This window comes from Photobacterium lipolyticum (assembly GCF_003026475.1).
GTDB classification, from domain to species: domain Bacteria; phylum Pseudomonadota; class Gammaproteobacteria; order Enterobacterales; family Vibrionaceae; genus Photobacterium; species Photobacterium lipolyticum.
In genome coordinates, this window is the sequence record NZ_PYMC01000008.1 from 186002 (window position 1) to 212700 (window position 26699).

Annotated in this window: 27 protein-coding genes and 1 pseudogene; 21 read left to right on the forward strand and 7 right to left on the reverse strand. The window is 48.1% G+C overall.

What is annotated here, in order from left to right:
* The first annotated feature begins 105 nt into the window (after positions 1-105).
* Positions 106-498, forward strand: a complete 393-nt coding sequence (gene gcvH, locus C9I89_RS13010) for a glycine cleavage system protein GcvH (protein ID WP_107283766.1) — start codon at positions 106-108, stop codon at positions 496-498.
* Between the two features lie 108 nt (positions 499-606).
* Here gcvH and C9I89_RS13015 read toward each other — a convergent pair whose 3' ends face one another.
* The gene (locus C9I89_RS13015; RefSeq protein WP_107283767.1) at positions 607-819 is read right to left on the reverse strand and encodes a DUF1107 domain-containing protein; all 213 of its coding nucleotides are present in this window, start codon (positions 817-819) and stop codon (positions 607-609) included.
* A 529-nt stretch (positions 820-1348) separates the two neighbouring features.
* On the opposite strand from C9I89_RS13015, the pseudogene C9I89_RS13020 reads away from it, so the two are divergent.
* The 3 genes and pseudogenes from C9I89_RS13020 to nqrM form a co-directional block, all read left to right on the forward strand.
* Positions 1349-1624, forward strand: a pseudogene (locus tag C9I89_RS13020) (DUF134 domain-containing protein); the annotation flags it as partial.
* 115 nt (positions 1625-1739) lie between these two features.
* Positions 1740-2213, forward strand: a complete 474-nt coding sequence (locus C9I89_RS13025; protein WP_107283768.1) for a NifB/NifX family molybdenum-iron cluster-binding protein — start codon at positions 1740-1742, stop codon at positions 2211-2213.
* Positions 2213-2413, forward strand: coding sequence for a (Na+)-NQR maturation NqrM (gene nqrM / locus C9I89_RS13030; protein WP_107283769.1), 201 nt, complete (start codon positions 2213-2215; stop codon positions 2411-2413). The genes C9I89_RS13025 and nqrM overlap by 1 nt, the downstream gene beginning before the upstream one ends.
* A gap of 35 nt (positions 2414-2448) precedes the next feature.
* On the opposite strand, the gene C9I89_RS13035 is transcribed toward nqrM, so the two are convergent.
* From C9I89_RS13035 to ygfZ, 4 genes are all read right to left on the reverse strand, one after another.
* Entirely contained in the window at positions 2449-3387 is a 939-nt protein-coding gene (locus C9I89_RS13035; protein WP_107283770.1) for a LysR substrate-binding domain-containing protein, read from the reverse strand.
* A 138-nt stretch (positions 3388-3525) separates the two neighbouring features.
* On the reverse strand, positions 3526-3927 hold the full coding sequence (locus C9I89_RS13040; RefSeq protein ID WP_107283771.1) for a hypothetical protein: 402 nt from the start codon (positions 3925-3927) through the stop codon (positions 3526-3528).
* A gap of 216 nt (positions 3928-4143) precedes the next feature.
* The gene (locus C9I89_RS13045) at positions 4144-4605 is read right to left on the reverse strand and encodes an aminoacyl-tRNA deacylase (protein WP_107283772.1); all 462 of its coding nucleotides are present in this window, start codon (positions 4603-4605) and stop codon (positions 4144-4146) included.
* 3 nt (positions 4606-4608) lie between these two features.
* The gene (ygfZ, locus tag C9I89_RS13050; RefSeq protein WP_107283773.1) at positions 4609-5598 is read right to left on the reverse strand and encodes a tRNA-modifying protein YgfZ; all 990 of its coding nucleotides are present in this window, start codon (positions 5596-5598) and stop codon (positions 4609-4611) included.
* Positions 5599-5608: 10 nt separating this feature from the next.
* On the opposite strand from ygfZ, the gene C9I89_RS22530 reads away from it, so the two are divergent.
* The 4 genes from C9I89_RS22530 to C9I89_RS13065 all read left to right on the forward strand — a co-directional run bounded on the left by C9I89_RS22530 (position 5609) and on the right by C9I89_RS13065 (position 8634).
* Positions 5609-5764: a hypothetical protein gene (locus C9I89_RS22530; RefSeq protein WP_170107695.1), complete on the forward strand. Its 156-nt coding sequence runs from the start codon at positions 5609-5611 to the stop codon at positions 5762-5764.
* A 188-nt stretch (positions 5765-5952) separates the two neighbouring features.
* Entirely contained in the window at positions 5953-6213 is a 261-nt protein-coding gene (locus C9I89_RS13055) for an FAD assembly factor SdhE (RefSeq protein ID WP_107283774.1), read from the forward strand.
* Complete coding sequence (locus tag C9I89_RS13060) at positions 6185-6604, forward strand: protein YgfX (protein WP_170107696.1); 420 nt, start codon at positions 6185-6187, stop codon at positions 6602-6604. The genes C9I89_RS13055 and C9I89_RS13060 overlap by 29 nt, the downstream gene beginning before the upstream one ends.
* A gap of 200 nt (positions 6605-6804) precedes the next feature.
* Positions 6805-8634: a methyl-accepting chemotaxis protein gene (locus C9I89_RS13065; RefSeq protein WP_107283776.1), complete on the forward strand. Its 1830-nt coding sequence runs from the start codon at positions 6805-6807 to the stop codon at positions 8632-8634.
* Positions 8635-8714: 80 nt separating this feature from the next.
* On the opposite strand, the gene nadB is transcribed toward C9I89_RS13065, so the two are convergent.
* On the reverse strand, positions 8715-10337 hold the full coding sequence (gene nadB, locus C9I89_RS13070) for an L-aspartate oxidase (protein ID WP_107283777.1): 1623 nt from the start codon (positions 10335-10337) through the stop codon (positions 8715-8717).
* 513 nt (positions 10338-10850) lie between these two features.
* On the opposite strand from nadB, the gene rpoE reads away from it, so the two are divergent.
* From rpoE to acpS, 11 genes are all read left to right on the forward strand, one after another.
* On the forward strand, positions 10851-11429 hold the full coding sequence (gene rpoE / locus C9I89_RS13075) for an RNA polymerase sigma factor RpoE (RefSeq protein ID WP_107283778.1): 579 nt from the start codon (positions 10851-10853) through the stop codon (positions 11427-11429).
* 23 nt (positions 11430-11452) lie between these two features.
* Positions 11453-12139, forward strand: a complete 687-nt coding sequence (locus C9I89_RS13080) for an RseA family anti-sigma factor (RefSeq protein ID WP_107283819.1) — start codon at positions 11453-11455, stop codon at positions 12137-12139.
* Entirely contained in the window at positions 12139-13137 is a 999-nt protein-coding gene (gene rseB / locus C9I89_RS13085) for a sigma-E factor regulatory protein RseB (protein WP_107283779.1), read from the forward strand. The genes C9I89_RS13080 and rseB overlap by 1 nt, the downstream gene beginning before the upstream one ends.
* Positions 13134-13631, forward strand: coding sequence for a SoxR reducing system RseC family protein (locus C9I89_RS13090; protein ID WP_107283780.1), 498 nt, complete (start codon positions 13134-13136; stop codon positions 13629-13631). The genes rseB and C9I89_RS13090 overlap by 4 nt, the downstream gene beginning before the upstream one ends.
* Positions 13632-13707: 76 nt before the next feature.
* Positions 13708-15501 carry a translation elongation factor 4 gene (gene lepA / locus C9I89_RS13095; protein WP_107283781.1) on the forward strand — a complete coding sequence of 598 codons (1794 nt, stop codon included), beginning with the start codon at positions 13708-13710 and terminating at the stop codon, positions 15499-15501.
* A 130-nt stretch (positions 15502-15631) separates the two neighbouring features.
* Entirely contained in the window at positions 15632-16531 is a 900-nt protein-coding gene (lepB, locus tag C9I89_RS13100) for a signal peptidase I (protein ID WP_107283782.1), read from the forward strand.
* A gap of 10 nt (positions 16532-16541) precedes the next feature.
* Complete coding sequence (rnc, locus tag C9I89_RS13105; protein WP_107283783.1) at positions 16542-17216, forward strand: ribonuclease III; 675 nt, start codon at positions 16542-16544, stop codon at positions 17214-17216.
* Positions 17213-18118, forward strand: a complete 906-nt coding sequence (gene era / locus C9I89_RS13110; protein WP_107283784.1) for a GTPase Era — start codon at positions 17213-17215, stop codon at positions 18116-18118. The genes rnc and era overlap by 4 nt, the downstream gene beginning before the upstream one ends.
* A gap of 8 nt (positions 18119-18126) precedes the next feature.
* On the forward strand, positions 18127-18837 hold the full coding sequence (gene recO / locus C9I89_RS13115) for a DNA repair protein RecO (RefSeq protein WP_107283785.1): 711 nt from the start codon (positions 18127-18129) through the stop codon (positions 18835-18837).
* Positions 18834-19565 carry a pyridoxine 5'-phosphate synthase gene (pdxJ, locus tag C9I89_RS13120; protein ID WP_107283786.1) on the forward strand — a complete coding sequence of 244 codons (732 nt, stop codon included), beginning with the start codon at positions 18834-18836 and terminating at the stop codon, positions 19563-19565. The genes recO and pdxJ overlap by 4 nt, the downstream gene beginning before the upstream one ends.
* Positions 19566-19567: 2 nt before the next feature.
* Positions 19568-19948, forward strand: a complete 381-nt coding sequence (gene acpS, locus C9I89_RS13125) for a holo-ACP synthase (protein WP_107283787.1) — start codon at positions 19568-19570, stop codon at positions 19946-19948.
* Between the two features lie 223 nt (positions 19949-20171).
* Here acpS and barA read toward each other — a convergent pair whose 3' ends face one another.
* On the reverse strand, positions 20172-22958 hold the full coding sequence (barA, locus tag C9I89_RS13130) for a two-component sensor histidine kinase BarA (protein WP_107283788.1): 2787 nt from the start codon (positions 22956-22958) through the stop codon (positions 20172-20174).
* 122 nt (positions 22959-23080) lie between these two features.
* Here barA and rlmD point away from each other — a divergent pair, with 122 nt between their 5' ends.
* Both rlmD and relA read left to right on the forward strand, forming a co-directional pair.
* On the forward strand, positions 23081-24406 hold the full coding sequence (gene rlmD, locus C9I89_RS13135) for a 23S rRNA (uracil(1939)-C(5))-methyltransferase RlmD (RefSeq protein WP_107283789.1): 1326 nt from the start codon (positions 23081-23083) through the stop codon (positions 24404-24406).
* Between the two features lie 33 nt (positions 24407-24439).
* Positions 24440-26668, forward strand: coding sequence for a GTP diphosphokinase (relA, locus tag C9I89_RS13140; protein ID WP_107283790.1), 2229 nt, complete (start codon positions 24440-24442; stop codon positions 26666-26668).
* Positions 26669-26699 lie beyond the last annotated feature (31 nt).

Genomic DNA, 26699 nt, shown 5'->3' on the forward strand with positions numbered 1-26699 from the left:
TCATGGTGAATTGACATGGGGCTGAGGCGTTTGGGTCTTAAATCATCTGCTTGAACCGAACCAGTTATCGAGTGATAAGCAGTCTTTTCATAAGGAAGTTACACAATGAGTTATGTTCCCTCTGAATTGAAATTTACCAATACCCATGAATGGGTTCGCCCTGAAGGGGATGGCGTTTTTACTGTCGGCATTACCGATCATGCTCAGTCAATGTTGGGCGATATGGTGTTTGTTGATGTACCTGATCTGGATACCGGCATTGAGGCGGGTGATGACTGCGCGGTTGCCGAGTCGGTGAAAGCGGCAACTGATGTATATTCGCCGTTAACCGGGGTGGTCATTGCGGTGAATGAAGACTTAGACAGTTCTCCCGAACTGGTAAACAGCGATCCTTACGGTGATGGCTGGTTATTTCAGATAAAAGCTGAAGATGAAGGGGAGTTTGACGATTTACTCGATGCTGAGAGCTATCAGGATCTGGTGGATGATTCGGAGTGATCGCCATCGGGGGGCTTTATCCCGATGAGTATAACCTGTTAATTTTAAAGCCCACAATCTGTGGGCTTAGATAAACAGAGATCCTCAAAAAGAGATTCATGCCGGGCATTAATGCTCTCGGCAGATTTCCTTCAAACGTTTTATCTCTTGGTTAACCTCATTGACGGTTTGATAATGCCGCTGCTGGGCTTGTACTGGCACAAGCAACATTCCTTTGTCGAAATGATAGCCTCCTCGGCCATCAATATAAATTCTTCCACTAAATAAACGACTTACATGCTTAGCGATTAACTTCGGCAAGTAGCGTTTGAACATGCGCATAAAAAGCTCAACCTTGTCTGGTTTTCCTAACGCGAAGTATTATAAAACAATTTGCATGACACTTTTGTGACTTTATCAGCATAATAATAATGTTAAATTCAATTGAGTAGGTTATTTTTAGTGGTAAATATTAGCTTGCAGAATAATACTCTGCGATAGTGGGGCTGGATAAACAGGGCCTTGTCTTGTGGCTTTATTTTAAATACAAATATTTCGCCGGATTTATGGTTGTTTATTATTGTGTTACGCCATTTTATTCATCTATCGCTGCGGTCAGTAGTGTAAAATGACTTCGCTTTTCGGTCTGTTTTTTGTGCAATGTTCGTTTTCTTCTCGCTTATAAATAGCATGATCTTCTGAAATATCATTTCCCAGTTGTTCAATACGTGTCCGGATGAATGTCTGACTTGCTTCCTTGGGGCGGAAAATTGCGAGAATTGATGCCACAGTTTGTGTTGGATCAATAAAAGGTTACTGGCATAGGCCAATAATGCATGGGTTGTTAGCTTATGCCAAAAATGAGGGTGCGATGGCAAGACCTAAAATTCAACGCCGGATTGGTTGTCGTCCGGCATACAGCTGTTTTAAACCTAATGGTGTGCCAATGTCACAGCTGGCGTCGATTGAGCTGGCAGCGGATGAACTGGAGGCAATACGTCTGGTTGACATGAATGGCCTCAGCCAAATAGAAGCGGCCAAGCAACTTGGAGTTTCTCGTCAGACGCTGGGAAATATTGTGTCGCGTGCTCGTCAGAAAGTAGCACAGGCATTGGTCACTGGACAGGCTATCGATTTGCAAGCTGCGCACATGCATGAGACAACTCAAAAAGAAGAAACCGCCCTGTTGAAACCAGCAATAACCGCTTCATCTTCATTAACTCTCCAGCCATGCGCTGAGGCTGAAATAAAGGAACACTGATATGTCTATTGCAATTGCAATTACTCCTCGCTCTGAAGTCGCCGGTCATTTCGGTAAAGCTGCGGCATTTATGGTTTTTGATCCGCAAGGGGAGATGATTGCTCGTATTGAAAATGGAGGCAGCAAAGAACTTGGCTGCAAACATAAGAAAATTATTCAGCGTCAATTAGGTGAATTTGGCGTGAAAGAGGTTGTGCTTGGCAATATCGGCCAGCGCTCGTTGGGGCGTTTATTAAATGCTGGATTTGCCGTGAGTAAAGTACCGTCACGTAGTTCTGTGGAAGCCGTGATCGCAGGGAATGTGGCAAAGGTGGCGCTAACGGCAGCAGAGCAAGGCCGTCCCTGTAAGCGTGAAAAAGGGGACTGCGGGTGCGGTTGTGGCAGTAAGAAAAAAGCAGAACCAGCAAAAATTGGTATGATGATGAATAGAAATCTGTCGATCCAAGGTCTGACTAAGATCGGAGGGTTTAAGTAATGGTATTTGTATTAACTCTGGTTGTTTTCTTATTGGTAATTACTGCAATGGCGATAGGTTGGATTGTGAAAAAGAAAACCATTAGTGGTAGTTGCGGTGGTTTGGCCACCGTCGGTGTTGATAAAGAATGCGATTGTGACGAAGTCTGTGATACCCATAAGCTGTATCAAATACAGGAGCCTGGCGCTAACTCTGTATGATATTCCCCTAACGCGCCTTAGATCTTTTCACCGCATCATTTTTCTCCACGCAATGATGCGACTCGTTGAGTAATGGTCTTGCTGACCACTTGGCGCAGCCACTCAATTTTCGGGTGGCTGCTATTTCGACGCTGCCACAACATATTGATATCAAAGTCCGGGATCTCAACCGGAGCCGGGCACTGGACGAGTTCGTCATTAAATAGCTCCAGTCGTGCCATTAATTGTGAAACGACACAGAGTAAGTTCCGTCCTTTTAGCAGATGGCGTATGGTCAGGAAGTTACTCGCCCCCACCGCTATGTGGCGAGTGAATCCCTGATCGTGCAATTGATTATCGATCTGACTGGCTAATTTACCATCCGGCGTAACTAAGGCATGAGGCGTGATGATATAACGTGCCAGACTAACCGGTGCTCTTAGTCCGGTCGCTTCACTGTCAAACAGGCAGACATGATCCTCAGTATAAAGGTATTGGCTCACTAATTCTTTTGGCAGGTTGCTCATAGAGCCGATCACTATATCAACGTCTTGGCCATTAAATTTATCGTTGTAGTTATTTCTATCTACATTGCAGAAGCTAAGCTGGCACTGGGGGGCTAGCCGGGTGATCGCGTCAAAGAGAGCTGGCGCAAACAGTAGCTCTGCGTAGTCGGTTAAACCAATCCGGAAAGTGCCTGAATAATGCTGAGGCTCGAAACTATCTGGCTGCAAAATCTGAGTCGTCACCAGGTTTAAGATATTTTCGATGGTGGGAGCCAGTTCAGCGGCTTTCTGGGTGGCGATCATCTGATGACCCTGACGTTCAAACAGCGGGTCGTTAATTAGCAGACGTAACCGTGACAGGTTATGGCTCATTGCTGACTGACCAATCGAGAGCTTGGCGGCAGCTTTTGTTACGCTCCGGGTTTCCATCAGGGCTGAAAAAGCCACTAGCAAATTGAGGTCAACGCCACGCCAGTTGATATCTTTCATGTTACTTGGTTCCCACTTCTGCCAACAGGCATATACACTGCTGATAAGTCTGGGGAAAGTCAACAAGACGATTTCTAAAGCATAAAATACATAAAGGCGCGTCTGCGCCTTTATGGTCGGGGGCGGCTTGGCGCCAATTTAGTTCAGTTTACCTTCACCACATTTAGGGCAGTGATCTCCATCGTTAATCTGAGCGATTCTCTGGGACCAGCAGTGCGGACAGGCATGCTTATCTTTCGCGGGATCTAACGTAAAGTGGGCGGCACACTCTTGGCAGCTATGGGTATACAGCTTACCACTCAAGTTCAAAATCATTTTTTGTAGTGCTTCGGCAGCGGCATCGTTAATTTGACCGTTGAGGACGGCATTAATGGTGTGCTTACTAACACCATAGATGTTTTCGAAGGTATGACTCAGGGAGTTGGCGGTAACGCGATTGCCATGCTGATCCATGACATAAGGTTGCGGATGAACGTTGTTGATGTGGTAGTCACATTGATCACAGGAGATCGCTTGTTGGTTGATCATTTGCTGGGGCATGGAGGGTCCTTCTCAATAAATATAATTAATTCATTTATTGAGAGGTTATTCTACATTGATGAAAAACTATTCAAAAGCGACCAATGGTCATTTTATTAAATATGCCACACCATGATGTAACAAAATGAATCATTGGCCGTAAATTGTGGTCAAGCTGACAGAAAAACGGCCCCCAAAGCCGTTGTTAGTGAGGCCGCCGTTAGTGAATAAGATCTGTCAGCGACAAATGTCAGCGAACATTGGATCGCATAACATCAGTAAATCTTCTGTTTCCAATTCGACACCCGCCATGCGGTCGCCACTACTGATGTTGACCTTATGGTGCTTTTTAATCGCATGATCAAAAATGAGCGGCAAGGGGTGTTTTAAACCAACCGGAGCCACCGTGCCGATCACTAAGCCCGTGACTTTTTCGACGTCCGTGGCATCGGCACAGGTCATGCGGCGGCAACCAAACATCGCACGTACTTTGGTTGGATCAACCTGAGCGGGGCCAGGTACACAGGCTAAGACATGAAAACCACTCATGTCTCGCAGCAAAATTGATTTCACCATCTGATCCGGAGCGACGCCGCGCTCTTTCGCCGCGTCTTCAATGGTTTTGGCTGGCTTTGTATGGGGAAGGAGTCGATAGTCGACGCCTTCTTTTTCTAAGAATTTAATAACGGACGTGTTCATGACTTACTCGTCTTCCAACGTGTAAGGCAGATCCTGCTTCGTCCAGATGAATTCTGGTTGTGCTGCAAGACGGAATCGGGTGCCTGAATCCAGATCGTTTGGCAGTACCACGAGGGCGACAGCCAGGTTATCGGCATACTGATAACTCGCAATGAGCGTACCGCCTTTACGCCAGTTTTCACCGATGTTTCGCTCTAATGCATCACCCGCTTGCGGGCACTGCGCCGCTTCACCACTGACGATATACATCGCACGTTTATTGATGCCACGGTATTTAGCGCGAGCGACCGTTTCCTGACCGGTGTAGCAGCCTTTTTTAAAGCTGATGCCATCGACGGCTTGCAAGTTCATTGCCTGCGGAATGAATTCAAGTTCTGTTGCTGCATCTATACGGGGAATAGCATATTGGATGTCGTACAGATCCCACAGCGTGCTATCAGATAACCGCACGTCATTGTAGGCCTCAACAATGGCGTTTACGACTGTTTCTGCTTGCTCTGCGGTGACAGCCAATAACCAACGGTCTTCGTCAATTTTAACAGCGGTACCGGCTTTAATAACACGGACATCACCTTCGCCGGTGAAAAGTTGATCAACGACAGCTTGTGCACTTTCGCCGGTTAAGCCAAGTAATACGTCATCGCTTGCTTCGATATCAACCTTAGAGAAAACAGCGTATTTCTTAAGTTCAGGCAGTTGGCTGGCCATTACGCTTTTGCGTTGTAGGAAACCATAACCGTTATTGTGGTTGAACAAGCGGAAGATTGTGCGCATTTTTCCCTTGGCATCACAATGGGCTCCTAAGGTTGAAGCATCTGCCGGTAATGAAACCACATCACAGGTTACCTGACCTTGCAGATAGGATTTTTTATCATCACCGATCAGGGTGACCAGGCCCCAATCATCCAGATTAACCAAAGCCAGGTCAGGCAGGTTATCTTGTGCTGTCAATGGGATTTTTTTGAAATTCAGTGCGTTAGACCAGGTGCTCATAGGACATTCCATGATTAACTTTGTAACGGCAGCTCAAATCACGGTTTCTTGCTTGCGAGGCAATGAAACGGCAGGGCGTGAGACTGGCCATCACAAATATATGGTGAATAACTTTATGACCACTATGTTAAATCGCTGGCTACCATTTGTCAGCCTGCTGATGTGATTATCGAAAATAATACCTGACTGAAGTAGCGTACTATTTTTGATCATATGTCTCATCTTGGCTGTTTGCTTGTTTTTGCTCATGGTCGAGGGGGGAAGCGGCTGTTAATATTGGTGGCAAATCCTAGAGCGGTATAGGGCAAACATGCTTATCGCCAGGAACGGTCAGACAGATAATTGAGGTTGTATATGTTGAGTGCAGATGAAAAAGCACGCCTTAAATGGGCATGCCGCCGTGGTATGCTTGAGCTAGATGTGCTTATCATGCCTTTTTTTGAAGAGTGTTTTGACGATTTGTCAGAGCAGGAACAACACGATTTAGTCTCATTACTGACATGTGACGATCCTGATTTGTTCACCTGGATGATGGGTCACGGTCGTAGTGAAAACCCAGCGCATGCGGCAATGGTGGACAAAATTGTTGCCCACAACAACAGCAAACTTCGCTGATCTTTTATTACGTCCTTCCAAACTTGCCATTGCCGCACTGAGCCTGTTATATCTTTGTGCGGCAATGTTTCTTCTGCTTGCCGTATTTCGTTCCGCTATTCCTTTCATTGCCGCGGTTATTATTATTGAATGTTTATGGCTGGAATGGCTTCAGCTATGGCAGTACAGTTTTCGGCATCAAGGCCGTATAAGTATCACTGTGTCGGGGCAGGTCACCTGGCAGCGACAATCCTGGCAAATCATCCAAATCAAAGTGATCACGCGTTATTTTATCTTGCTTAAAGTGAAACAGGCAGCGCAGCAGCGTTGGTTGCTGATCTGTCATGATGCCTGTGATGACAAAGACTTCCGTACCCTGAGTTTATTGTGTCGCAATGCTGACTTTCATTAACCTTAAAAATCGTTCAAACAAAACACCCAACAGGTACAATCAGTTGTAATTCTATGATTATTAGTGTTTTATTTTATAGATGGCTCTTTTCTCATTATTATTTAACGCTACCAATTAAAGATAAGTCCTTTCTGGTCGATTAACTATAGTACCTTTACCGTTAGTCAGCGGTAGATGAAATCAGGCGGAATGTATTTGCAATGAAAATAAAACATAAGCTACTGGGATTAACCGTTATATCTGTTACGGCATTACTGTTGATTTTAGGCATGAGCTGGATCGCCAACGAACGCACGATGGCGATCAATCATTCAGCTATTTCTGCCAGCGAGCTGGAAGTGACGTTACTGAATCTGCGTCGGAACGAGAAGGACTTTCTGATGCGGATGGATAGTAAATACCAGCAGGCATTTCAGGCGAATTATGCCCGTTTTCAGGCGCAGCTGACTGATCTCTCCGGTGATTTGGCGGAATTATCCATAACCATACCGAGTTTGCAGACGCTTCCGAGTGCGATAGCGCGTTATCACGATGGCATGATGGCATTGATTGAGGGCTACCAGAAAATAGGGCTTAGCCACAGTGATGGTTTCTACCGTCCATTTTTTGACCGTTCAGAGCAACTGCTAAAGACTGCTGATGAGCATAACTTAGATTCACTGGAAATCTATAGCTTAACGCTGACCGCGAAGTTGTTTACCCTGACTAACGACGTGGATTATCTGAATGAGTACCATGCGGCTTACGATAAAAATGGCCGTCTACTTGAGCGGGATTTTGGTGATGCATTTATTGAATTTCACCGCACCTTTGAACAGATCGTTAAGCTGCAACAACAGATTGGACTGACCCACAAGGATGGGTTGCGTGGTGAAATCCGGACGCAATCCCATCAGGTCGAAAAAGTGTTCGCTGATGTCCAGCTACAGCTGGCTGAGGAAGTTGCGGCGGATCGCAAGCTGACCGGGCAGTTGATTACCGTAGCGGTGGTGATCGTTATCATTGCACTATTGATTTTGTCTTGGTTGATCAGTAGTTCAGTTCAGCGCCGGGTTCAGGGGCTGAGTGATTTGATGGCAACCATTGCCCGCAGCCATGATCTGACGTCGATTGCCGATGAGAGCGGCGACGATGAACTGGCGGAGATGGCACGTAACTTTAACCATCTGTTATCGAGCTTGCGTCAGCTGGTGGGTAATGTTCAGGGGGCGATCACCGAGCTTGGTGTGGCGTCAGAGCAGTTGCAGCGCCGCAGTAAGGAATCCGAGATGGCAATGAGCCAGCAGCAGGCAGAAACCGATTCGGTTGCCACCGCGATCACTGAAATGGGGATGACTATTCGTGAGATTGCATCGAATACTGAAACTGCTGCCGCGAACGCAGATCGCAGCCACCATGGTGCAATGGAAGGCCTCTCTGAGGTAAGTGCCACCAAAGAACGCATTCGCTCGCTGTCTGACGATTTATCACAGACCAGTGATGAGGTTGCCAGCCTGTCGAGTTTGTCTGAAAACATCGGTTCGGTGCTGGATGTTATTAAAGCCATTGCTGAACAGACCAATTTGCTGGCTCTGAATGCCGCTATTGAGGCCGCCCGGGCGGGTGAGCAAGGCCGGGGATTTGCTGTGGTTGCCGATGAGGTACGTTCTCTGGCACTGCGTACGCGCCAGTCAACCGAAGAAATCACGACGATCATTGCCTCTTTGCAGGAGCAAACTGATCAGGTGGTGGTACATATCGGGCGTTGCCGTGAGCAAGGGGAGCTGAGTGTTACTCAGGCAGACAGTGCGGAAGTAAGAATTAACCAGATTATGACTGATATGCAGTTGATCATGGACACCAGTACCCAGATCGCCGCGGCTGTTGAGCAGCAGAGCCTGGTTTCGGATGAAATCGGCCAGAATGTGACGTCGATCCGTGATATTACCAACACCAATTCAGATGTTGCCCATGAAAATGCCCAGGCTGCCAATGCGGTGGCCGATCAGGCGAAATCACTAGATGAGGCCATTGCGGAATATCAGGTTTAATCTGGCGCAGGATCAGTTGGCCTGACAATAAAAAAATCCCAGCGTTAGCTGGGATTTTTTTATTCTAGTTTCGGTATTGCTTAACACGGCTGATCAGGCGTCAGGATGGTCGGGCCTGAATCGGCTTTGGATTCTTGGTAATCCAAGGTGTAATGCAGGCCGCGGCTTTCTTTGCGTGCCATGGCGCAGCGAACGATCAGCTCAGCGACCTGTACCAGGTTTCTCAGCTCCAGCAGGTTATTGGATACTCGGAAGTGGCTGTAGTACTCATCAATTTCCTGTTTGAGCAACTGAATACGGCGCATTGCGCGTTCTAACCGTTTGGTTGAGCGGACAATGCCGACATAGTCCCACATGAACAGGCGCAGTTCATGCCAGTTGTGCTGAATGACGACTTCTTCATCGGAACAGCAAACCTGGCTTTCATCCCAGCCAGGCAGTGAACCGGGCATGCTGATGTGTTCCAGTTTCTTGGTGATGCTTTCTGCGGCAGCCCAGGCATATACCACACATTCGAGCAGAGAGTTAGACGCCATGCGGTTAGCACCGTGTAAGCCGGTATAACTCACTTCGCCTATTGCATACAGGCCATCCAGATCCGTACGCCCTTCAGTATCAACCATGACACCACCACAGGTGTAGTGGGCGGCAGGAACGATAGGGATTGGCTCTTTGGTAATATCAATACTGTAACCTAACAACTTTTCATAAATCGTCGGGAAATGTTTTTTCACAAAATCTTCTGGCTTATGGCTGATATCCAAATACATGCAGTCGGCACCCAGGCGCTTCATTTCATAGTCAATCGCCCGTGCAACGACATCACGCGGAGCCAGTTCGCCACGCTCATCGAAATCAGGCATAAAACGGCTGCCATCAGGGCGGCGTAAATAGGCGCCTTCACCACGAAGTGCTTCAGTCAGCAGGAAGTTACGGGCTTCCGGGTGGAACAAGCAGGTTGGATGAAACTGGTTAAATTCGAGGTTGGCAACGCGGCAGCCTGCACGCCAGGCCATGGCAATGCCATCACCGGATGAGACATCCGGGTTGGAGGTATATTGATAAACTTTTGAAGCGCCACCAGTGGCCAAGACCACAAATTTAGCACGAACGGTTTCAACCACTTCGCGATTTCGGTTCCAGATATATGCGCCCAGCACACGGTTAGGTTGATCGTGGTTACCCATTTTCTGTTGGGTAATTAAATCGAGTGCGTTATGGCGTTCTAATACTTCAATATTAGGGTGATTAAGAACGTTTTCTTGCAGCGAGTTCTGAACGGCCATGCCCGTTGCATCCGCGGCATGTAAAATTCGACGGTGGCTATGGCCGCCTTCACGGGTGAGATGATAACGAGGGCTGGTATCGTCATTGTCGTTTTCTTCACGATCGAAAGGCACGCCGCCATCAATCAGCCACTGTACACAGTGTTTGGCATTTTCGGCAATAAAGCGAACGATAGCTTCATCGCACAAATGGGCACCGGCAATCTGGGTGTCCTGAACGTGAGAATCAATGCTGTCTGATTCGTCAAATACTGCAGCGATACCACCTTGAGCGTAATAGGTAGCGCCTTCACTACGTGGACCTTTGCTTAAGACGATAACTTTACCCAGTGGTGCTAAGCGCAGTGCAAGTGATAAACCGGCAGCACCACTGCCAATAACTAATACATCGCAAAGATGTTCACGGTTTTCGTTCATATCGATTCATATCCCTGTGGCAATCCGCCACATCTTACCAAATTCCATCTGGATTGGTCATTGTGACCATCAAATACCAATTACCATCAATTACGAGAAAACAATCTCAATATAGAGCAAAGAGTCTCATTGTAAAAAAGTCTGAGCTTGATTGAGCACGGATGACAGGCTCTTAATTACCCTGATAATTAATGGAATTGGTATAACGTTCTGCACTTATCGCTGTATAATGCGCCATCGTGATAAAAAAATCGCGCACTATTGTTGAGATTTTATTTCATTTGGTCCGGAACTTTGCCGTTATCCCTGGGTCTTAGATAGTGCTCATGCTCATAAATGTTTCATATTATTGTGATTTGACCGAATATTGTAGATTGTTTTTACAAACTCAGTCTGCATAGAACACTGGTTCGGTGGCGGGGAAGTGGTGTCGAAAGTGACAGCCAACCGAATGCCAGGCCAAAGCAGGTATGAAACAACGAGTGCAAGACAGATATAGGAGTACACGCTCGAATGAGCGAGCAGCAAACAGATCAGGTATTAATAGAACGAGTACAGCGAGGCGATAAGCAAGCGTTTAACCTTCTGGTGATAAAGTACCAGAATAAAGTTTGTAACCTTGTTGCACGTTATGTCAGCAACTCGGGCGATGTGCCTGATGTTGCCCAAGAAGCTTTCATTAAGGCGTATCGAGCCTTGCCGACGTTTCGTGGCGAAAGTGCTTTTTATACATGGCTATACCGTATTGCTGTTAATACTGCGAAGAATTATTTAGTCGCTCAGGGGCGCCGTCCGCCAGCATCCGATGTTGATGCTGAAGATGCGGAATACTATGAAAATGGCAATGCGTTGAAAGAAATTTCGAACCCTGAGAACCAAATGTTGTCTGATGAATTAAAGCGGGTTGTCTTTAGTACCATTGATGCATTACCTGACGATCTTAAAACCGCGATCTCCTTGCGTGAACTGGATGGTTTAAGCTATGAAGATATTGCCGAGGTGATGGGTTGTCCGGTGGGTACAGTAAGATCACGAATATTCCGTGCACGAGAGGCGGTCGAAAAACGTATCCGTCCTCTTATGCAGCGATAATGTTGGGCCAAACGGTGAAAAAAATGGCTGATAAAGAAAAAATTTCGGCGCTGCTAGACGGCGAAGAACTGGATCAGAGCATTATCAATGCGCTGGCCGTTGACAAAGAGAGTGAGCAAGCCTGGCAGAACTTCAACCTGATTGGTGATGTGATGCGTGGTGATGCTCCGCAAGGCAAAGAATGGAATATTGCTGCAAATGTCGCGCTGGCGTTAGAAAATGAACCTGCTTATACAGGGGTCACCGACTTCAGTGCCAAGCCTGAAGTGGTTGCTCCTGTTGTTGATATAAGAACCGTACAGCAAGCCCCTGAGTCTCAGCCTACACCGCGTCAGGCAAAACGCTCGCTACCTGCTTGGTTTACCCAGTTTGGTCAGGTAGCCATTGCGGCATCCGTATCATTAGCGGTTATTGTCGGCGTACAACAATACAATGGCGGTGATGACGGTCTGGTTGCTGAAGCAACCAATACCCAATTACCCGTTCTGCAGACCATCCCGTTTGCAGGCAAAGCTGAGCCTGTCAGCTTAACCCGTGATTCTGTCCGCAGTGGTGCACATAATAATGCATCTAATGAAGCACAACTTATGGAGCAGCGCCGTCGTATTAATGCGATGTTGCAAGACTATGAGCTTCAGCTGCGTTTCAACGCCGAAGATGGCAGTATTGACAGAACCTTGTTAGAAACAAATTCACCTGTGGCGGATTAATGAGAAAAATTCTGGTCGGTGCCGTGACACTGGTCAGCCTGATGATGCCTTTGCAAGCCTTTGCCGAAGAGCCTATAGCTTCAGCAGAGGCTTTGTTGCATCAGATGGATGAGGCTAGTCGAGAGCTCAGTTACGAGTTGTCCTACATTTTAATTAAGAAAAACAGCATTGAACCGTTACGATATCGCCATGCGCTTGAAGATGGTCAGACGTACGCACATTTGATCTACCTCAGCGGACCGCCGCGTGAGGTGATTCAGCGTGGCAATGAGATCAGTTATTTCGAGCCAGGGCTGGATCCTTTTACGATCGATAGCAACAAGATGGTGGCTCCCCTGCCGCCGATTATGCAGTCTGATATTAACGAGTTGTCGGCCAATTATGACTTCATCTCGATGGGGCGCTCTCGCGAGGCGGGCGTTGCCTGTGATGTAGTACGTATCGCCCCTAAAGACGGCGCACGTTATTCTTATCTGTTGTGGATTGATCATCGCAGCCGTTTAGTGATGCGTGCCGATTTGCTCGATCGTGACGGTGAACCGTTAGAGCAGTATCGTGCGGTATCGTATGTCGTGAACCCTAAAGTGGGTGATGTGCTGAAAAGCCTGCGCAGTGTTGATTTACCCGCTGTTGTTCAGTTGCCGCCCCAGCCTCAGGCCGAACTGAGCTGGCAGGTAAACTGGTTACCTCAGGGGTTTGAGTCAGTCTCTCGTAACCGCCATCGCTTAGTCCTGACTCAACGGCCGGTTGAAAGCAAAATGTACAGTGACGGATTATTTAGCTTTTCTATCTATGTTTCAGAAGCAGACAGCTATACTGTACGAGAGCAATTAGTAAGACAAGGGCGACGAACGTTGCATAGCCATTTACAGGGTGAGAAAGAAGTGACCGTTGTCGGCGATATTCCTCCGGCGACGGCGCGTCGGGTCGCAGAGTCGGTTGTTTTTGTCGGTTCAAAAAATGGGGCTAATTCTACGGCTGAAAAGGCTGCACCATGATGAACACGCTGGCAACCGTCGTTGCCGTTGAGCCGGGTCGTATCACCGTCAGTTGCCAGCAACAAACCAGCTGTGGCCATTGTGGGTCCCGGGATAGTTGTGGAACGGGCATCGTGAGTGAAGCGGTGCCGGAACGTGCCCATCAGGTGAAAATCACCACGAAAAAGTCGCTGACGGTTGGACAGGTGGTTGAAATTGGCTTGTCTGAACAGAGTATACTGAATTCTGCCCTGCTGGTTTATGTCGTGCCTTTGCTGTTTTTACTGCTGGGAGCCGCGTTAGGGCAGTGGTGGTTTGTCGAATTAGCAGGTACCAGCGAAGTTGGCGTGGTGCTGACAGCGGGTGTCAGTGCTGGCATTGGCTTGCTGATAGCCCGGTATTATGCCACGCGCTTAGAGGGAAATTCAGCTTACGAACCGAGCTTGATTCGAGTGCTGGGGCAGCCTCTGTCAGTGGATAAGATGATAAATGCCGCATCGAAAGATAGCGAGTAGCCCTGAAATTCGGTAGAATCCGTCAACTTGATCAAAAGATCCCATTCATTTCAATCACGAGCTAGTCACGCCATTCATGAAGCACATTCGTAACTTTTCGATTATTGCACATATCGACCATGGTAAGTCGACCTTATCCGACCGTCTAATTCAAGTCTGTGGTGGCCTTTCCAACCGTGAAATGTCTGCGCAGGTTTTAGATTCCATGGATCTCGAACGCGAACGCGGTATCACTATCAAAGCCCAGAGTGTCACACTCGACTATACGGCGAAAGATGGTGAAACTTATCAGCTTAATTTCATCGATACACCAGGACACGTTGACTTCTCATACGAAGTATCGCGCTCCCTAGCTGCCTGTGAAGGTGCTTTGCTGGTGGTTGATGCAGGTCAGGGCGTTGAAGCTCAGACATTAGCTAACTGTTACACGGCTATGGAGATGGACTTAGAAGTGGTGCCGATTTTGAATAAAATCGACTTGCCAGCTGCTGATCCAGAGCGTGTAGCGGAAGAAATAGAAGACATTGTCGGTATCGATGCGTTAGAAGCAACGCGTTGTTCTGCGAAAACAGGTTTAGGCGTTGAAGATGTTCTGGAAAACATCGTAGCCGCTATTCCCCCCCCACAAGGCGACCCTGACGGTCCGTTACAAGCCTTGATCATTGACTCATGGTTCGATAATTATTTAGGCATTGTCTCTTTGGTTCGAGTTAAAAATGGCTCACTAAAGAAAAATGCAAAAATTAAAATGATGAGTACCGGTCAGGTTTGGAATATTGACCGTCTGGGTATCTTTACACCTAAGCAAGTCGATACGACTGAACTGAATACCGGTGAAGTTGGCTGGGTTGTTTGTGGTATTAAAGACATCCTGGGTGCACCTGTTGGTGATACGATCACCACGGCCAAAGATGGCTGTGAAGAACCATTACCTGGTTTCCAGAAAGTGAAACCTCAGGTTTATGCCGGTCTGTTCCCGGTTTCTTCTGATGACTACGAGAACTTCCGTGATGCACTGGGCAAGTTAAGCCTAAATGATGCGTCTCTGTTCTATGAACCAGAAAGTTCTTCTGCACTTGGTTTTGGTTTCCGTTGTGGTTTCCTTGGCATGTTGCACATGGAAATCATTCAAGAACGCTTAGAGCGTGAATACGATCTTGCGCTTATTACCACTGCACCGACTGTAGTTTATGAAGTTGAAACGACACGCGGCGACATTATTTATGTCGATAGCCCGTCAAAGCTACCGGCAGTAAATGATATTGCCGTCATTGGTGAGCCAATTGCACGTTGTAATATCTTAGTGCCGTCTGAGTACCTGGGTAACGTGATCACGCTGTGTATCGAAAAACGTGGTATGCAGGTGGATATGGTATATCACGGTAACCAAGTTGCTTTGACATACGATATTCCTATGTCAGAAGTGGTACTGGATTTCTTCGACCGTCTGAAATCGACATCGCGTGGTTACGCATCACTGGATTACAACTTCCAGCGTTACGAGCCATCAAACATGGTACGTGTTGATGTAATGATCAATGGCGAACGTGTTGATGCACTGGCGATCATTACGCATAAAGACAATGCAAATGGTCGCGGTCGTGAGTTAGTCGACAAGATGAAGGAATTCATTCCTCGTCAGATGTTTGATATCGCGATTCAAGCGGCGATTGGCGGCATGATTATAGCTCGTGCAACCGTTAAGCAGTTACGTAAAAACGTTATTGCTAAATGTTACGGTGGCGATATCAGCCGTAAGAAGAAACTGCTACAGAAGCAGAAAGAAGGTAAAAAGCGTATGAAGCAGATCGGCAATGTCGAACTGCCTCAGGAAGCGTTCCTTGCTATTTTGCACGTAGGTAAAAAATAAGTAGTAACTTTTATCTCATCACAAGCGAGTTTGATGTCATACGAAGTGCTGATTTAAATTCATTAAATCGGCATTTCTGTTTCACGGACCAACCCGTTTGTGATGAGTTGAGACATTCATAGGGAATAAAATGGCAAATACTTTTTCGTTAATTCTGGTTCTGGCCACGCTACTGACCGGGATCATTTGGGCGTTGGATAAATTTATCTGGGCACCGAAACGTCAATTAAAGATTGATGCGGCAGCAGCTAACGCTGGCGATCAAGTAGATGCTAAAACCCTTGAAGCCATTGCACCGCAACCGAGCTGGGTGGAATCAGCCAGCTCGATGTTTCCGGTGATTGCGCTCATTATGGTATTTCGCTCATTTATTTATGAGCCGTTCCAGATCCCATCCGGCTCTATGATGCCGACGTTACTCGTGGGAGATTTCATCCTGGTTGAAAAATTCGCTTACGGCCTTCGCGATCCGGTATTCCGTCACAAGTTGATTGAAACCGGTGAGCCAGAGCGTGGTGATAGCGTGGTCTTTAAGTACCCGCCTCAACCCAATGTTGACTACATTAAACGTGTTGTTGGTATGCCTGGCGATACGATTCGTTACAGTTCCAGCAAGCAGCTTTGTATTGCCCCGAAAGGTTCTGCAACCTGTACCCCGGTGCCACTGACGAATATGACCGACAGTGAGTTCAGTCAGGGCATGACACGTTTTGTCCAACTAGATGAAAAGCTGGGTGATGTAAATCACCAGATTTTAGTACACCCACTGAAGCGAGACCACACGCTGAAGTACTATCCGCGTCCGGGGATCAGCGAGTGGGTTGTACCTGAAGGCCAGTATTTCATGATGGGTGATAACCGCGATAACAGTTCAGACAGTCGTTTCTGGGGCTTTGTTCCAGAAGAAAATCTGGTCGGAAAGGCGGTCGTGATCTGGATCAGCTTTGAGCTTGAAAGAAGTGCCGAGAGTGTCTTACCATCCTGGATTCCTACTGGTGTGCGTTTTAACCGCATCGGTAGCATAAACTGATCGAGATAAAATGACATCTCCTGCTAATAGACTTCAGCGCATGCTGGGGTATCAATTTAATAATAGTGATTTGATGACGTTAGCACTGACACATCGCAGTGCTAACGGTACTCATAATGAACGTCTGGAGTTTCTGGGCGATTCCATTTTAAGCTTTGTAATTGCAGATGACTTATACCACCGCTTTCCTGAAGTGGATGAGGGGGACATGAGTCGTATGCGTGCCACATTAGTTCGCGGTAAGACCTTGGCTGAGCTGGGGCGTGAATTTGAGCTTGGTGAGTATTTACTGCTTGGCCCGGGTGAGTTAAAAAGCGGTGGCTTTCGTCGTGACTCTATTCTGGCTGATTGCGTTGAAGCGATCATTGGTGCGATCTATTTGGATAGTGACACTGAGCAGGTACGTAAGATTATTCTTGACTGGTATCAGTCTCGTCTTGAAACCATTCAGCCTGGTATTAACCAGAAAGATCCTAAAACACGGCTGCAAGAGTGTTTGCAAGGGCGTCGTTTGCCGCTACCTGCTTATACTGTAGTTAAGGTGCACGGTGAAGCTCATAATCAAGAGTTCACGGTACAATGTGATATTACAGGGTTGGATAAGCCTGTGATTGGTAAAGGCAGCAGCCGGCGCAAGGCAGAGCAGGCAGCAGCAGAACTTGCTCTTAAGCAGTTGGAATCATGACAGATAAGCAACATTGCGGCTTTATAGCCATCGTAGGCCGACCGAACGTTGGTAAATCGACCCTGATCAACCGTCTGGTTGGGCAGAAGTTATCGATTACTTCACGTAAACCACAGACAACCCGTCACCGGATTATGGGTGTTGATACCCGTGATGGTTACCAGGCGGTTTATATTGATACCCCTGGCCTGCACATTGAAGAAAAGCGCACCATTAACCGTTTAATGAACCGTGCGGCCAGCAGCTCGCTGACCGATGTTGAGCTAGTGCTTTTCCTGGTTGATGGCACCATGTGGACTGACGATGATGAGATGGTACTGAACAAGCTTATTAAGAGTGAGCTGCCAACAGTACTGCTGATCAACAAGGTCGACAACGTGAAAGAAAAAGGCGAACTGTTCCCGCATATTGAAGCGCTGTCGAAGAAGATGGACTTTGTTGATGTGGTGCCAATTTCAGCGAAAAGCGGTACCAACGTTGATGCGGTAGAAAAAATTGTTCGCGAGCACCTGCCGGAAGGTGAATACTACTTCCCGGAAGATCATGTGACCGACCGTTCGCAGCGTTTTATGGCATCTGAAATCATCCGTGAAAAGCTGATGCGCTTCCTGGGTGATGAATTACCCTATGCTGTGACCGTTGAGATCGAACGTTTCGATTTTAATCCGCGCACGAATGGTTTTGATATCAACGGCTTGATTCTGGTTGAACGCAAGGGCCAGAAGAAAATGGTGATCGGCAAAAATGGCGAAAAAATGAAAGTCATTGGTCGAGAAGCCCGCATTGATATGGAAGAGCTGTTCGAGCGTAAGGTGTACCTGGAGCTATGGGTTAAAGTGAAATCGGGTTGGGCAGATGACGAACGTGCACTGCGTAGCCTGGGTTACATTGACGATCTGTAAGGAACACCATGGAGGGGCTGCAGCGCTGTTTTGTCCTTCATACTCGCCCGTATAGTGAGACGAGCCTGATCCTTGATGTGTTCAGCGAGGACAATGGCCGTCTGACTATCTTGTCGAAAGGAGCGCGCCGTAAGCGCTCCAACCTCAAAGGCACATTGCAGCCTTTTACCCCCCTGTTTATGAAATGGTCCGGCCGTGGTTCAATGCGAACATTGAATCATGCCGAACCTATCAGTATCGGCCTGCCCATGCGCGGCTATATCCTCTATTCCGCCCTGTATATTAACGAACTCGTGGCTCGGGTTCTCGAGAATGACACGCCTTATCCTGTGCTGTTTCTGGATTATCTGAATGTGCTGCGCGAGCTGGCGCAAGCCGATAATCCAGAACCGGCATTGCGGCGCTTTGAACTGGCACTGCTTCATCATCTGGGGTATGGCATCGATTTTCTTCACTGTGCCGGTAGTGGTCTGCCTGTGGAAGACACCATGACCTATAACTACCGCGAGCAAAAAGGTTTTATTGCATCAATGATCACAGGCCAGCTGACCTTTACCGGTAGCCAGCTTAAAGCGATAGCAGCCCGACATTTTGAAACCCCGGATCAACTCAAGGCAGCAAAACGCTTTACACGGATGGCCCTGAAACCTTATCTTGGCGGGAAACCATTAAAAAGCAGGGAATTATTTATCCCTAGAGGAAGGAGTACCCAAAAATGAAGAACATACTACTCGGCGTGAATATCGATCATATTGCCACTCTACGCAACGCCCGAGGTACTCGATACCCTGATCCTGTTCACGCTGCAGAAGTTGCTGAACGAGCCGGTGCCGATGGTATTACTATTCACCTGCGCGAGGACCGCCGCCATATTACTGACCGTGATGTCCGTATTTTGCGTGAAACGATCCAGACCCGTATGAACCTTGAAATGGCCGTGACTGATGAAATGGTCAGCATTGCATTGGAAACTCAGCCGGAGTTCGTCTGTCTGGTACCTGAAAAACGGGAAGAGCTGACGACGGAAGGTGGTCTGGATGTGGCGGGTCAGCTGGACAAAATTAAAGCAGCAACAGAAAAACTGACGGCGGCAGGCATTAAAGTCTCTTTGTTTATTGATGCTGACCGTGAGCAGATAGATGCGGCAGTTGCTGCTGGTGCGCCTTATATCGAATTGCACACCGGCCATTATGCCGATGCAGAAAGCGAAGAAGAGCAGCAAGCGGAGCTGAAGAAGATTGCAGCGGCCGCAAGCTACGCTGATGATCAGGGGATCAAAGTGAATGCAGGTCACGGCCTGACCTATCACAACGTGAAGCCTGTGGCAGCTCTGCCTGAGATTTATGAGCTGAACATTGGCCACTCCATCATGGGCCGTGCCGTGTTTGATGGTCTGAACAAAGCGGTTGCCGATATGCAAGCTATCATGCTTGAAGCGCGTCGCTAAGCATGGCAATTGTCGGCCTGGGCACAGATATCGCAGACATCGGGCGCGTTGAGAAAGTCTATGCGCGCTCTGGTGATGCCTTTGCTGAGCGAGTCTTGTCGGCACCTGAGCTGGAAATCTTAGCGGGTTTAAAGCTTAAGGGGCGTTATCTGGCAAAACGGTTTGCCGTCAAAGAAGCGGCATCCAAAGCTTTAGGTACCGGCATTGCCTGCGGCGTCTCTTTTCAGGACTTCACGATCAGTAATGATGAGCTGGGTAAGCCCGTATTGAGTCTGTCAGGTAAAGCTGCGGAATTGGCTGAGGCGATGGGCGTTAACCACGTGCATCTGACCATTGCGGACGAGAAGCGTTATGCCGTGGCAACGGTGATATTGGAAAGCTGATCAAAGGCTCTGGGAAAGAGCGGTTCTAGGCCCTGAGGTTCTGTGGATAAGCAGTTTCGAGTTACTAGGTTCGAGTTGCGAGGAAAAGCAAAAGCTTGACTCTCAGTTAGGGCTCATAGAAGCAGCCTTGCAGGACCACAGGACCCTAGACTTTCATCTGACAAACCAATAAAAAGGAGAGCCTCATCGCTCTCCTTTTTTGTACTCAAAATATTCCTAGCCCCTAGTGCCTATACGCCTTTGACGCTTTCACCACGTTGTTCATCTCATCGACCAGCTCGTACAGCTCGGGCTCAATGTCCCCGACGGTTGAGTTGGCTTTAAGCTGCGTCTCTATGGTATGGCAGAGGTTTTTCAGCCGCGGTACGCCACTGTATGCACAGCTGCCATGTAACTTGTGAATAGTCGACCATAAATCGATATCTTTACCGTCCAAGGCTTCATTCACCAGCATTTCCACTTCGGGCATGAAATCGAGCAGCATTTGCAACATGTCTTTTGCCAGATCTTCTTTTCCCGCGGCTTGTGCTAGTGCCAGTTCCCAGTCCCAGCTGATATTTTGGTTTACTGCTACAGTCTGGCCCGGGGAGGAGGCTTCAGTGACGCCAGCGGCAATGCCGCCTTCCGCTTCTGCCGGAATCGCATCATGAGAACTCGTGGTCCACTTAGCCAGTATTTGTTGCAGGATGCGCTCTTCAATCGGCTTGGTGAGGTAATCATCCATCCCTGCATTGATCAACCGTTCACGTTCGCCTGCCATCGCATGGGCGGTAACGGCAATCACCGGCGTCGTGTGGTTCAGCTCCGTTTTGTGGATCTCCTGACAGGCCGTTACACCATCCATTTCCGGCATTTGAATATCCATAAAGATTAAATCAAAGGCTTTCTGATGAGCGTACTCTACGGCCTTTCTTCCCCCCGTTGCGGTAATAACCGTTTCTACCCGTTCACTCAGCAGTGCCGCGATGAGCTTCAGGTTCGCTGGGTTATCATCAACCGCCATCACGGTCAGAGGCTCGATGGTTTGTGCTGGTTCTGGTAGCAGCGGTACATCCTGCTCAACTTGATCATCAGGCGCATTGCTTAGCACTTCAAACAGCTTGCGGTGTGCCAGCGGCTTACCTAAACAAGCCGATACGCCGGCATTGATGAGGCGTTCAGATAATGCCAGCTCTGTGGCTGGCAGACTGACAATCACCTTGTCCGTAATTTGTTCAGCCTTGAATACCCGGTCGAGTAAAGTGGCAATGGGTGGCTGCTGGCCCGGCGTTAGGCACAATAGCGCAAAGTGGTGATGTTCGGCATCTTCCGGCATGCTCGAACGGTAAGTCACTTGCATACCGGCGTTAATTAAGCGTTGCTGAACGACGGAGGCGGCCTGCATGTTCGGTTCAATTAACAGCAGTTTCTTACCAATCAGCGAAGAGGTATTAATCGGCTGAGAAACCGGCAGATCAGTTTTTTGCATTTTTAATGAGAACCAGAAGGTCGAGCCTTGGTGCAATCGACTGGTCAGGCGAATTTCCCCGCCCATCTGGGTCACCAATTTTTGGGTGATCACCAGGCCGAGTCCGGTACCGCCGTAACGGCGCGAAATGCTGGCATCGGCCTGGCTGAATGCCTGGAATAGCTGTGCCTGCTGGCGCTCAGAAATCCCGATCCCCGTATCGCGCACCATAAATTGCAGTTCGACATTTTCATCTTTATCGGTTTTCAGTTCGACCGAGACGTCGATATTGCCGCGTTCGGTAAATTTAACGGCGTTACCTATGAGGTTGGTGATCACTTGCTGAATACGCAGCGGATCACCAATTAGGCCTGCCGGGATCCGGTTATCAATTTTCAGTGTGAGTTCAAGCCCTTTTTCGTGCGCGCTCGGTGCCAGCAGACACATCACCTCATCCAGTGACTCGGTAAAATCAAACGGGATATTTTCCAGCAGCAATTTGCCAGCTTCCAGTTTCGAGAAGTCGAGGATGTCGTTAATGATGGTCAGCAGGTTATTTGCCGATTTTTCGATGGTTAGCAGGTAATCTTGCTGGCTCGAACTGAGGCGGGTTTTCAGCATCTGACGGGTAAAGCCGATAACTCCATTGAGTGGTGTTCGCAGTTCGTGTGACATATTCGCCAGGAATTCGGACTTCACACGCGCGGCTTCCTGGGCACGCTTCTTGGCGATATCCAGCTCAACGTTTTGGATTTCTAGCTGCTCTAGGGTTTCGCGCAGATCGGACGTTGCCTGATCGATGCTCTGCTGCATTTCAATGTGGTATTCAGATAGCGAGATCGCCATGGCATTGATACCATTCTTCAAGGTATCCAGTTCACCAAGCAGTTCACCTTCGATTCGAATATCCAAGTGACCGCGCCGGATCCGATCGACCACACTGACCATGTGTGAGATCGGCCGGGTAACATCCTGCATTAAACGGTAAGCAAACAGTGAGGACAGTGTTAATCCCAGTAGTAGCACCATCAGGGCGGTGAAAACTTCCTGGTACTGCTGGAGGCGCAGGGCACTTAAGTCTAATTCGAGGGCGATATACCCTAATGCCTGGCCTTGGTAATTCGATTGCGAACTACTACCAAATTGACCTTCGGTTACAATAGGGGCGCGCAGGATCAACGCATTATCATTGAGCCGGGTATCGAGCAGCAACGGGATCGGTTGATCATCCGGATACATCAGGATTTCAAAGTTACGATGAAAATTCGAGGTGACAAATAACTGATTGCTGGCATCAAAGACGGCAATGCTGCGGATGATCTGGGAATGCTTACGGTGGGCATAACTGATCAGGCGACGAACCGCTTCCCGATTTTTATCGGTCATGCCATATTCAGTCGAAATTGCCAGCGGTTCAATGATACTGGCACCAGTCGAAATCAGCTGGTGTTCCAGATCCCGGTAGCGGCTCATCGTGAAAAAGGCGCTTAATAATAGGCCTATAATCAATGTCGGTGCTAATGTCAGGGTAAAGACCCTGGCACGAAGTCCATATTTGGTCATGGTTCTCTTAATTACAAGAATGCGATTCTGTGGGAGAATTGTCGTCCACCTGTGGCCTTTAGCTTAATGAAACTAGGGCTACTCGACAATCAACCAATGTCTTTTCAGTGAGTCAAAACACTATGGCACGCTTTTTTAAGCCTCAAAAACGTAAAATAACCGATACCAAGCATAAAGAAATTACAATCAGCCGTTTAGATCACCTTGGCTCTGGTATTGGTCATATTAATGGTAAATCTGTCTTTGTTGACGGTTTATTACCGGGTGAAAAAGCACTGGTTCAGCTTACTGAAGACAAAAAGCAGTACGCTCGTGCCAAGGTCATCAAGCGTCTTACCGATAGTCAGGCGCGTATTAAACCGCATTGCCCGATCTATGACCAGTGTGGTGGGTGCAACTTACAACATTTGTCCCACTCAGGGCAGGTCGAGGCTAAGCAGCTGGCACTAACCGAGCTAATGAGCAAGTTTGCAGCCACTGAGCAGCAGCAAATATTTTCCCAGGTCGCTCCGATTGTTGGCAGTGATCTGCATTACCGCCGCTGCTCCCGATTCAGCATTATGCCGGGGGCGGGAAAATTACAGTTTGGCTTTCGCAAGAAACAAAGCAAAGAGATTGTCGATGTTGAGCAATGTCCGGTGCTGGCGCAATCACTGAATGAACTTGTACCGCCATTACGCTGCCTGTTAAGTCAGTTGAAAGGTCAAAAACACCTCGGCCATGTCGAACTGGTGGAAGCGGATAACGGGCGGGTGGTCTTAATTCGTCATTTAAAACCGTTTTCTGACAAAGACATGACATTAATTCGCCATTTTGCTCAAGAGCATAATGTTATTCTATTCTTAGCGCCGACATCGGATGACATTGAGCTTGTTCACGGTGATGCGCCGTACTATGAACTGGAAGAACTAAAGCTGCATTTTTCACCAAAAGACTTTATTCAGGTTAACCGTGAGGTGAATAAAAAAATGGTCCGGCAAGCCGCCGATTGGCTGGATGTTCAGCCAGGTGATCGTGTACTGGATCTGTTTTGTGGGTTAGGAAACTTTAGTTTACCGCTGGCAAAACGAGCAAAAACACTGGTTGGTGTTGAAGGTATCGAAGAAATGGTTCATCGTGCTACTGAGAATGCGATGTGCAACAAGCAGACTAATGCTGCCTTTTATCAGGCAAACCTGGATGATGATGTCACTAAGCTGCCATGGGCGCGTGAACCCTTCAATAAAATACTATTGGATCCGGCGCGTGCAGGTGCTGCGGGTGTGATGCAGCATGTAGTGAACCTTAAGCCTGAAAGGGTAGTATATGTATCATGTAATCCGGCTACGCTCGCGCGCGATAGCCAGGTATTACTGCAAAAAGGTTATCAGTTGGAACGCTTGGGAATGCTGGATATGTTTCCGCATACCGGACACCTGGAGTCAATGGCCTTGTTTACCAAAAAATAGTGTTTCCTTAACAGAGAAAAACAGGATTGAAAAATGGTCGCAGTTCGCGGTGCGCATTTAAAGGAAAATGATACATTTGAGCTTTCATCTTGGGTCGAGAGTTTGCATCAAGACGCCAAGGTGTCAGGCCGCATTCAAAAAACCTATCAGCGATGTATCGATCTAACGACAGAGGAAGAGTCTGCGCCATTGCTGTTATGGCGTGGCCGCGAAATGGTAGAAATCCTTGTTACCCTGAGTATGGACAGGGATACGCTGATTGCAGCGCTACTGTTCCCGCTGGTGAAAGCGGGTGTTTATGGCCATGAGCAGGTCAAGGAAGATTACAACAGCACGATTTTGCAGATGGTGACGGGGGTCGAGCAAATGGCGGCAATCGGGCAGCTTAATGCGACCACTGACGGTGCGGCGCAATCAGCGCAGGTTGATAACATTCGCCGCATGCTGTTATCGATGGTGGATGATTTCCGCTGCGTGGTTATCAAACTTGCCGAGCGTATCTGTAACCTGCGTGAAGTAAAAGATGAGCCGGATAAAGTGCGTCGTGCGGCTGCACGTGAGTGTGCCAATATCTACGCGCCATTGGCTAACCGTCTGGGTATTGGTCAGCTTAAGTGGGAAATCGAAGATTATGCTTTTCGCTATCAGCATCCTGAAACCTACAAGCAGATTGCCAAACAGCTCTCTGAGCGCCGTATCGATCGCGAGCAATATATCGACTCTTTTGTCTCAGATCTTGCCGAATCAATGCAAGCTTACAACATTAAGGCTGAAGTGCATGGCCGCCCGAAGCACATCTACAGCATCTGGCGAAAAATGCAGAAGAAGAACCTGGCCTTCGATGAGCTGTTTGACGTACGTGCCGTGCGTATTATTGCCGATCAGCTCCAAGACTGTTATGCCGCATTAGGCGTGGTGCACACCAAGTATCGTCATCTGCCGAAAGAATTCGACGACTATGTCGCCAACCCGAAACCCAATGGCTATCAGTCGATTCATACCGTGGTACTGGGGCCTGAAGGAAAAACGATTGAAATTCAGATCCGTACCAAGCAAATGCATGAAGAATCTGAACTCGGGGTCGCTGCGCACTGGAAATATAAAGAAGGTTCGTCTGGCGGAGCAAAATCATCCTACGACGAGAAGATAAACTGGCTACGTAAGTTGCTGGTGTGGCAGGAAGAAATGTCAGATTCCGGCGAAATGCTGGAAGAGTTGCGGAGCCAGGTCTTTGATGACCGCGTTTATGCGTTTACGCCGAAAGGGGACGTGGTTGATTTGCCGCTTGATGCGACGCCGCTCGATTTCGCCTACCACATTCACTCGGAAGTCGGCCACCGCTGCATAGGTGCCAAGGTCGAAGGCCGGATTGTACCTTTCACCTATCACTTGCAAATGGGTGAACAGGTCGAAATTATCACTCAGAAAGAGCCCAACCCGTCTCGTGATTGGTTGAATCCCAACCTTGGTTTTGTTACCTCAAGCCGCGCTCGCGCCAAAGTTCATGCCTGGTTCCGCAAGCAAGATCGTGACAAGAACATGATTGCCGGGCGTGAAATGCTTGAAGTCGAACTGAACAAGGTCGGGGCAACACTCAAAGACGCTGAGGCATACGCCTTAAAACGCTTCAATGCCAAGTCACTCGATGAGTTGTTTGTGGGTGTCGGCAGTGGCGATTTGCGTATTAATCAGGTCATAAACCATATCAATACCATGGTTAATAAGCCAACCGCAGAAGAAGAAGATCAGCAGCTGTTAGACAAACTGACAGAGGCGGGGGCGAAAACCAGCACCAGTGCGAAAAAACCGCAACGTGATGCTGTTGTGGTTGAGGGCGTGGATAACCTGATGACCCACCTGGCTCGCTGTTGCCAGCCGATCCCGGGCGATAAAATCGTTGGTTTTGTTACCCAAGGCCGAGGTATTTCGGTGCACCGTAATGACTGCGAACAGCTGGAAGAACTTCGTCACCATATACCGGAGCGTATTATCCATACCGTATGGGGCGGGGGATTTGTCGGTAACTATAATATCACCGTGCGGGTAACCGCTTCTGAGCGCAATGGTTTGATCAAAGATCTGACCAATACCTTTGCCAATGAAAAAGCCAAAGTGGCCGGAGTGAAGAGCCGGATCGACTATAAGAAACAGATGTCGGTGATGGACTTTGATTTAGAGCTGACCGATCTTGAAGTCTTGAGCAAGGTTCTGAAGCGGATCGAGCAGGTGAAGGATGTCGCCGAGGCCAAACGGTTGTATTAATGAGAATCGAGAACGTAGTATCTAGAGGCGA

Bases quoted from the DNA above. Each gene is read 5' to 3' on its own strand.
- gcvH (WP_107283766.1), top strand. From the start codon at position 106: ATGAGTTATGTTCCCTCTGAATTGAAATTTACCAATACCCATGAATGG.
- C9I89_RS13015 (WP_107283767.1), bottom strand. From the start codon at position 819: ATGCGCATGTTCAAACGCTACTTGCCGAAGTTAATCGCTAAGCATGTA.
- C9I89_RS13025 (WP_107283768.1), top strand. From the start codon at position 1,740: ATGTCTATTGCAATTGCAATTACTCCTCGCTCTGAAGTCGCCGGTCAT.
- nqrM (WP_107283769.1), top strand. From the start codon at position 2,213: ATGGTATTTGTATTAACTCTGGTTGTTTTCTTATTGGTAATTACTGCA.
- C9I89_RS13035 (WP_107283770.1), bottom strand. From the start codon at position 3,387: ATGAAAGATATCAACTGGCGTGGCGTTGACCTCAATTTGCTAGTGGCT.
- C9I89_RS13040 (WP_107283771.1), bottom strand. From the start codon at position 3,927: ATGCCCCAGCAAATGATCAACCAACAAGCGATCTCCTGTGATCAATGT.
- C9I89_RS13045 (WP_107283772.1), bottom strand. From the start codon at position 4,605: ATGAACACGTCCGTTATTAAATTCTTAGAAAAAGAAGGCGTCGACTAT.
- ygfZ (WP_107283773.1), bottom strand. From the start codon at position 5,598: ATGAGCACCTGGTCTAACGCACTGAATTTCAAAAAAATCCCATTGACA.
- C9I89_RS22530 (WP_170107695.1), top strand. From the start codon at position 5,609: ATGATTAACTTTGTAACGGCAGCTCAAATCACGGTTTCTTGCTTGCGA.
- C9I89_RS13055 (WP_107283774.1), top strand. From the start codon at position 5,953: ATGTTGAGTGCAGATGAAAAAGCACGCCTTAAATGGGCATGCCGCCGT.
- C9I89_RS13065 (WP_107283776.1), top strand. From the start codon at position 6,805: ATGAAAATAAAACATAAGCTACTGGGATTAACCGTTATATCTGTTACG.
- nadB (WP_107283777.1), bottom strand. From the start codon at position 10,337: ATGAACGAAAACCGTGAACATCTTTGCGATGTATTAGTTATTGGCAGT.
- rpoE (WP_107283778.1), top strand. From the start codon at position 10,851: ATGAGCGAGCAGCAAACAGATCAGGTATTAATAGAACGAGTACAGCGA.
- C9I89_RS13080 (WP_107283819.1), top strand. From the start codon at position 11,453: ATGGCTGATAAAGAAAAAATTTCGGCGCTGCTAGACGGCGAAGAACTG.
- rseB (WP_107283779.1), top strand. From the start codon at position 12,139: ATGAGAAAAATTCTGGTCGGTGCCGTGACACTGGTCAGCCTGATGATG.
- C9I89_RS13090 (WP_107283780.1), top strand. From the start codon at position 13,134: ATGATGAACACGCTGGCAACCGTCGTTGCCGTTGAGCCGGGTCGTATC.
- lepA (WP_107283781.1), top strand. From the start codon at position 13,708: ATGAAGCACATTCGTAACTTTTCGATTATTGCACATATCGACCATGGT.
- lepB (WP_107283782.1), top strand. From the start codon at position 15,632: ATGGCAAATACTTTTTCGTTAATTCTGGTTCTGGCCACGCTACTGACC.
- rnc (WP_107283783.1), top strand. From the start codon at position 16,542: ATGACATCTCCTGCTAATAGACTTCAGCGCATGCTGGGGTATCAATTT.
- era (WP_107283784.1), top strand. From the start codon at position 17,213: ATGACAGATAAGCAACATTGCGGCTTTATAGCCATCGTAGGCCGACCG.
- recO (WP_107283785.1), top strand. From the start codon at position 18,127: ATGGAGGGGCTGCAGCGCTGTTTTGTCCTTCATACTCGCCCGTATAGT.
- pdxJ (WP_107283786.1), top strand. From the start codon at position 18,834: ATGAAGAACATACTACTCGGCGTGAATATCGATCATATTGCCACTCTA.
- acpS (WP_107283787.1), top strand. From the start codon at position 19,568: ATGGCAATTGTCGGCCTGGGCACAGATATCGCAGACATCGGGCGCGTT.
- barA (WP_107283788.1), bottom strand. From the start codon at position 22,958: ATGACCAAATATGGACTTCGTGCCAGGGTCTTTACCCTGACATTAGCA.
- rlmD (WP_107283789.1), top strand. From the start codon at position 23,081: ATGGCACGCTTTTTTAAGCCTCAAAAACGTAAAATAACCGATACCAAG.
- relA (WP_107283790.1), top strand. From the start codon at position 24,440: ATGGTCGCAGTTCGCGGTGCGCATTTAAAGGAAAATGATACATTTGAG.